Origin of the sequence: Pseudoalteromonas sp. Isolate6 (genome assembly GCF_022398435.1) — a bacterium.
Classification (GTDB): Bacteria; Pseudomonadota; Gammaproteobacteria; order Enterobacterales; family Alteromonadaceae; genus Pseudoalteromonas; species Pseudoalteromonas galatheae.
Genome location: NZ_JAKEVK010000294.1, coordinates 1 through 4208 on the forward strand (window position 1 = coordinate 1; position 4208 = coordinate 4208).

The window sequence follows — 4208 nt, forward strand, 5'->3', positions numbered from 1 at the left end:
AATCGGTTCACCTTGCGCAAATGGAATGCTCGTGCGAGGCACGATGTCATTAGACATTTGCACCCAGATTTCCTGATGACCATAGCGTTTTGGAACCACCTGACCCCATGCCGAACTCAGAAGTGAAACAAAACAGCGTCGATGATAGTGTGGGCTTCCCATGTGAAAGTAGAACATCGTCAGGGCCTTATTAAAGAAACCCGTTGCAGAGATGCAACGGGTTTTTTGCTATGTGGGGCATAGAGATTTGAGATATAAAATCTCGCGAGGTAAACTCGCTCCTACCACAGCATCAGCACTGACCAGTGTGGTCGGAGGTGGTTTACCCACCGAGCTGTTGGGCTTCCCAAACAAAAAGAATAAAACATCCTACTTCGTAGCGAGTCAGGGCCTTATTAAAGATCGCGAGGTAAACTCACTCCTACCACAGCATCAGCACTGAGCTGCGTGGTCGGAGGTGGTTTACCCGCCGAGCTGTTGGGCTCCCCAAACAAAAAGAATAAAACATCCTACTTCGTAGCGAGCTAGGACCTCATTGAAGGTCGATTAACAGTATTCATCCATGGCTCTAATCGACATTAGTACCTCCATGTACGTCAAACCCGTTGCAGCAATGCAGCGGTTTTTTTGCTATGTGGGATTTGAAAAGAACATATCACAAGCAATCAACACATCGCGAGGTGAACTCGCTCCTACCACCACATCAGCACAGAGCAGTATGGTCGGAGGTGGTTTACCCACCGAGCTGTTGGGCTTCCCAAACAAAAAGAATAAAACATCCTACTTCGTAGCGAGCCAGGGCCTTATTAAAGGTTGATTAACAGCATTCATCCTAAATACTTTATAAAGACACTTTACTTAGGACATTGAAAACTGTAAATGTTGGCGATCCCACTACCTTTTGTGTGAGATCTTCGTTATGATTTTGCTTTTGTTTCACAACTAATTACGAAATGTCGGAACTCTATCATTGGTTTGATCTCTTGGGGGTTATGGTTTTTGCGATCTCTGGAACCTTAATCGCGCATAGTAAACATATGGATGGCTTTGGTGTGATTGTCCTTGCGACTGTAACTGGTATCGGGGGGGGAACATTACGAGACTTGATTTTGGATCAACCTGTTTTTTGGCTTCATGATACTAGCTATATTTACGCTATTTTATTTGCTGTCGCTGTGAGTATATGGTGGTTAAATCGGCATCAAAATATTCCAAGAACTGTACTGCAGGTTGCTGATGCCATTGGACTTGCTTTTTTCGCCGTAATGGGTGTACAAAAGGCTTTAAGTATTGGAATGCCTGATACTACAGCTGTGATCATGGGTGTATTGACTGGGTGTTTTGGTGGGGTCATTAGAGACGTATTAGCCCGAGAGATCCCTCTTCTTCTAAAAGGAGAGTTATACGCGATCACCTGTATTTTTGGTGGGGTAGTCTATACTCAAGCAATTAAATTGGGCATGGCAACGGAATATGTAATGGTATTGTCTATGGCTGCAACCTTGTTATTGAGATTAGCGGCTATGCGATACCACTTGGTGTTACACGTATTTAAATATAAATATTAAGTAATTAGGAGACATGGATGTCTTTAGCAAGAGTTTTCACTCGGGCACAAGTTGGTATTACCGCACCTGAGGTAATTGTTGAGGTACACCTTAGCAACGGTTTACCTGCCTTTAGTATTGTTGGATTACCCGAAACCTCAGTTAAAGAAGCCAAAGAACGCGTCCGTAGTGCGCTTGTTAATGCTGGCTTTTTATTTCCAGAACAGCGTATCACAGTAAACTTAGCACCAGCAGATCTACCCAAAGAAGGGGGGCGCTTTGACTTTGCAATCGCACTAGGTGTTCTCGTTGCATCAGGACAGTTAGATAGCCATGCTATTGCTGATAAAGAATTTTATGGTGAGCTTGCGTTAAATGGTGAACTGAGGACGGTCACTGCCATTTTGCCATCTGTTATTGCAGCAGCGAAGATGGGGCGAACTGCTTACCTACCAATTAGTAACGATGCAGTTGCGAGCCTTGCCGCTGATGCCAATCGTGTTGCTATAAGCTGCTTACGTACAGCATGGTTAGGTTTAAGCGGCCAGCAATCACTTATGTTTAATCAACTCTACCCAGACGATTTAAATATACAAGCTTCAGGTGGGAGCTTGCTGGATATGGCTGAGGTGAAGGGACAAGAGGGGGCGAAGCGAGTACTAGAAATAGCTGCGGCAGGTGGACATAACGTTTTATTTCTGGGTCCTCCTGGCACTGGAAAATCGATGCTTGCTCAGCGCCTACCCACGATAATGCCATTAATGACGGATAATCAGGCGCTAGAAACAGCTTCTATCTATTCCATACTCGGAAAAACAATCAGTCAGTCGAACTGGAAAACAAGGCCTTTTAGAGCTCCACATCATACTTGCTCTGCGGTAGCCTTGGTTGGAGGCTCGTCGAACCCTAAGCCAGGTGAGATATCACTGTCAAATAATGGTGTTCTATTTTTGGACGAATTACCAGAATTTGTAAGAAATCACGCTGCATGATAATGAGTCACTTAATTTGATAATCTGTTTAACTTGGATACTTTCTACGTTTCTTTGACAGTAACTAGTCATAATGTATATGGAATTCCCAAACTTGGTAGTTCTTATTAAAAAGGTTGACAATTAGATCGCTAATTCAAGATACACATCGTTATAACATAATTACATTGATAAAGAGTTTTACTGTAGGCAAGTGACACGCCTAGACTTGTGTTTAGTTGAAAGCCGTTATTTTGTATTAGACTCACTCTATAGTTCACTTAAAAAGTTGATAATGAATTTAGCCACATGGCCTTCTCTTGACTAATATTTGTAGTGACCGAAGAACACAAAGCTAGAAACAATGAATCGATTGGAAAACGAGCTTTATCATAAAGTAATGACAAACAGGCATATTTTTAATTTCATTCAAGAGTCGTCTCTTGATGGTCTCTGGTACTGGAATTTAGAGCAGCCCGAAGAGGAGTGGATGAGTCCGAAGTTCTGGACTACACTCGGCTACGATCCATCAACTAAACAGCATTATTCTTCAGAATGGCAAGATATCATTAACCAAGATGATCTTAAATCAGCTCTTGAAAATTTTGATAAGCACCTAGAAGACCAAAGTTACCCTTATGACCAAATCGTTAGATATCGCCACGCGTTAGGTCATACTGTTTGGATCCGCTGCCGTGGACTTATTATTCGTGATGATAATGATAAACCGATAAGAATGATTGGTGCTCATACTGATGTGACAGAGTTAAAGTTAAACGAGCAAAAGGCTATTGATGCGCTATCAGCTAGGGATAATTTTTTCGCCCGAATGTCTCATGAGATTCGAACTCCTCTATTCGGTATTTTAGGTGTTGCTGAATCTCTTTTGGCTGATACGGCTAATGAGAGTATAAAAGAGGACTTAAGTACAATTTTGAATTGTGGGGATCAGCTTCAGCGTATTCTCAATGACATATTAACTTTAGCTAAAATAGATGCAGGTAAATTAGCGATAAGTATCGAGGTTGTATCGCTTTCAAGTTTACTAAGCCATCTTCACTTTTTGTTCGCCAAAACAGCGAAAGCTAAAAACCTGACGTTATCTGTGAACACTAAAGATTGTCTAAATGTAGTTGTTGACACAGATAGAGTAAGACTACTTCAAATACTAAGTAATATTGTAAGCAATGCTATCAAGTATACAGATGAAGGTTCTGTGACGATATTGACATCTAAATCAGGCCCTTTTTGCTCGATTTTAATTAAAGACACTGGTGTAGGGATTGAAGATGTAAGTAAGGCTTTGCAGCCTTTTGAGCAAGGAGAAAAAAGACGCTCTCATGATGTAAACAGCACGGGGTTAGGGTTAGATGTTGTTTCACATTTATGTGAACTCCTTGATTTAGAGTTTTCTATTAAGTCCACTGTCGGTAACGGAACTGAGGTGTCCGTGATAATACCCGCTCGGGTTGCGACGCCCATAGAGGAGATAAACTCAAAGGAGTGTACAAGCACTTCAAATGTTGAGCTTGGTCGAGTTTTGCTGGTCGATGACAATGCCATCAACTTGCTTGTTGGTGAAAAGATGCTGGACTCTTCTTGCAGTAGTTTGCACAAAGCCAAAGATGGATTAGAGGCACTAAAGCTTATTCAGCAAAATTCCTATGATATTATTTTATTAGATATCAAT

At 41.7% G+C, this 4208-nt stretch carries 2 protein-coding genes, 1 rRNA gene and 1 pseudogene; all 4 read left to right on the forward strand.

Translation table 11 applies throughout. The features are described from left to right. Window positions 1–71: 71 nt before the first annotated feature. A 5S ribosomal RNA gene (gene rrf / locus L1D50_RS21945) occupies window positions 72–185 on the forward strand. Window positions 186–953: 768 nt separating this feature from the next. Beyond that, a complete protein-coding gene (locus L1D50_RS21950) occupies window positions 954–1568 on the forward strand; it encodes a trimeric intracellular cation channel family protein (RefSeq protein WP_128727552.1) in 615 nt (204 codons plus the stop codon). A gap of 17 nt (window positions 1569–1585) precedes the next feature. After that, a pseudogene (locus L1D50_RS21955) lies at window positions 1586–2518 on the forward strand (YifB family Mg chelatase-like AAA ATPase); the annotation flags it as partial. A 364-nt stretch (window positions 2519–2882) separates the two neighbouring features. Next, window positions 2883–4208, forward strand: a 1326-nt coding sequence (locus tag L1D50_RS21960) for a PAS domain-containing hybrid sensor histidine kinase/response regulator (RefSeq protein ID WP_239966837.1), incomplete at its 3' end; no start/stop codon positions are given.

Coding starts and splice junctions, on each gene's coding strand:
- L1D50_RS21950 (WP_128727552.1), top strand. CDS start 954: ATGTCGGAACTCTATCATTGGTTTGATCTCTTGGGGGTTATGGTTTTT.